At 75.2% G+C, this 2,524-nt stretch carries 2 protein-coding genes; both read right to left on the bottom strand.

Annotated features, from left to right (window positions below; translation table 11 throughout):
• Positions 1–1,452, bottom strand: a 1,452-nt coding sequence (locus AB7U92_RS25855; protein ID WP_428583523.1) for a hypothetical protein, incomplete at its 3' end; no start/stop codon positions are given.
• Between the two features lie 145 nt (positions 1,453–1,597).
• A partial coding sequence (locus tag AB7U92_RS25850; protein ID WP_428583521.1) for an ATP-binding cassette domain-containing protein occupies positions 1,598–2,524 on the bottom strand: 927 nt, incomplete at its 5' end.

Raw genomic sequence — 2,524 nt, 5'->3', positions numbered from 1 at the left:
GACTAGCTCGCCCGCGTTCAGCGCCGCGGCATCGGCACCCGGGTCGCGGTAGGCGAGGCGCCGCAGTTCCAGCACCGTCGCGCCCGCCTCGGCGCGCCCGGCGGGCGCGGCTTCGAGGGCCGCGACGACGGCGGCGGCCGGCGTCGCCGTGGGTGGCGGCGGCGCCAGCAGCATGCGCACCCGCGGCCACACCACGCGCGCCAGCGTCGCCACCGCGAGCGCGCCGCTCAACGCACCGAAGCCGCGCCCGGCGAGCAGCACCGCGCCGAGCGCGATGGCGAGATCGAGCGGCGCGGCCAGCGGATCGAGCAGCAGCGGCGCCAGCGCGGCGAGGCCGGCCAGCATCCAGCCACGCGGAATGCCCGCCAGCAGCGGCAGCAGGCGATCGTCGCCGGCACGGGCGATGTCGAGGTACTGCTCGAGCAGGGCATCCTCGTCACGGTGACGGCGCGAGGCGGGCTCCTGCACCGCGCGCGTGCGGTGCCCGACCATGCGCTCGGTGAGATCGTGGGTCAGGTCGAGACGGACAGCGGTGGCGCGCGCCAGCGGCGCGTGCGTCCAAACCGCCAACGCGAGCGTGAGCAGGAAGGTGGCCGCGGTGACCGCGAGCAGTACACCGCCATGGGCGACGAGCGTCATCGCCCAGGCCGCGCACGCGAGTTCGAGGATCGCGAGCGCGGCCCCGTACACGCCGCGCACCAGCAGAGTCTCGAGCAGCTGGGTCTCGAACACCCGCGCGAGCAGGTGACCGGCACCGAGGCGCCGCACTTCGTCGGTATCGCAGGCGAGCACGGCCGCCAGCACGCGCTCGCGCAGGAGGCGACCGAGCACGAGAGCGAACCGCGCCTGCAGGGCGTTGGCGAGAAGGCCCAGGGGGACGAGCGATACCACCAGCAGCAACCAGGCCTGCAGCCAGCCGTGATCGAGCCGTCCATCGAGCGCACCGCTGCCGAGCACGCTCCAGCCGGCCATCTCGGCGCCATAGGTGACGCAGGCGACCCCGCTGAGCAGGACGGCGAGCAGTGGCAGCGGCCCGCGACGCACGCTCCGCCGCAGCGACTCGCCGCCGTCGCCGCGCAGCAACCAGCACTGTGTCAGCCGTTCCTCGCCGAGCCGATCGTCCTGCATCGCGCGCACGGCGCGTGCGCGCGCGCGCCGGCCGAGACCGGCGGCATCGGCGACCTCTGCCAGTTCCACCGCGTGCGCGGCCTCGATGGCGCCGTTCAGGCGCGCCACCAGGGCCGCGACGGGCACCGCGCACCATTCACCCACGGGCCCGAGCAGGAGCAGCTGCCGACCGCGCCGGCGGGCGAGGAGCAGCACCCGTGGCGGCCCCGCATCGTCGAGCAGGATGACGGCCGGGGCGGCGGCGCCGAGCAGGCTCGCCAGGGCATCGCGCGGCTGGCTCACTGCTTCGAGCCTGATGCCCGCGGCCTCGCCGACCACCTTCACGCAGCGCGCGGGGTCGAGCGCGGCCAGGCGGGTCTCGAGGCCGGCGAGCGCGCCGGGCGCCAGCGGCCAGTCGACGCCGGCCGCGGCGGCGAGTGCCTCCAGGGCGTCCGGCAGCCGGGCCAGCGGCCAGGCCAGCCGATCGAAATCAGGCGCGGCGTTCATGGGCCGGTGACGGCAGTTCCTCGACGCAGCCGCCGGCGACCCGCAGGCGTCGCCATGCCGGGTCGCCCCACAGTTCGCGCTCGAGGCGCAACTCGGCCGCAAGCAACGCGCGGTAGTGCGAGTCGCGCCGCGCGAGCAATGCATGTGGCGAGCCGTCCTCGACCAGGCGCCCGCCGTCGACGACGAGGACGCGGGCGAAGCTGCGAGTGGTCGCGATGTCGTGGGTGACGCAGAGCAAGGTCGCCTGCGGCCACCATTGGCGCACGCGGGCGAGCTGCAGCCGGCGTTGGGCGCGGTCGAGGCCGCGGAATGGTTCATCGAGCAGCACCAGGCGCACGTCGCCCTGGGCCAGCGCGCGGCCGAGGCGCACGCGCTGCCCTTCGCCGCCCGAGAGCAGGCCACCGCCTTCGCCGAGCGGTGTCTGCAAGCCCGCGGGCAGGCGCGCGAGCACGTCCTTCAGATCGGCGGCCGTGAGCACGGCGTCGAAATCGCGCGGCACGCGCTCGCTGCTGGCATAGGTGAGATTCGCCGCCAGGCCCTGGTTCCACAGCTGCACCGCGGGATCGATCCAGGCCGTCTGCGCGCGCAAACCTGCGATGCGCTGACCGTCGAGGATCTCGCCATCGACCTCGATGACGCCGTGCGCCGGCCGGTGCCAGCCGAGCAACGCCCCGACCAGGGTCGACTTGCCGGCGCCCGAACTGCCGACCACGGCGACCTGCTCGCCGGGCGCCAGCTCCAGGTCGATGTTGTCGAGCAAGGTGTGTCCGCCGGCGACCACGCGGAGTCCACGACAACGCACCGCGACCCCGTGCGGCGCACGGGCCGCGACCAGGCCGAGCCCGCGCGCCGCCGGCGCGGTCGCCGTCGAGGTCTCGCTACCGGCGGTATCGCTGTCGGGCGCGGCCAG

It is taken from the genome of Piscinibacter sp. (assembly GCF_050175855.1).
GTDB lineage: Bacteria > Pseudomonadota > Gammaproteobacteria > Burkholderiales > Burkholderiaceae_C > Piscinibacter.
The sequence above is the reverse complement of the archived record's forward strand: the minus strand, read 5'-3'. Positions and strand labels throughout refer to the sequence as shown.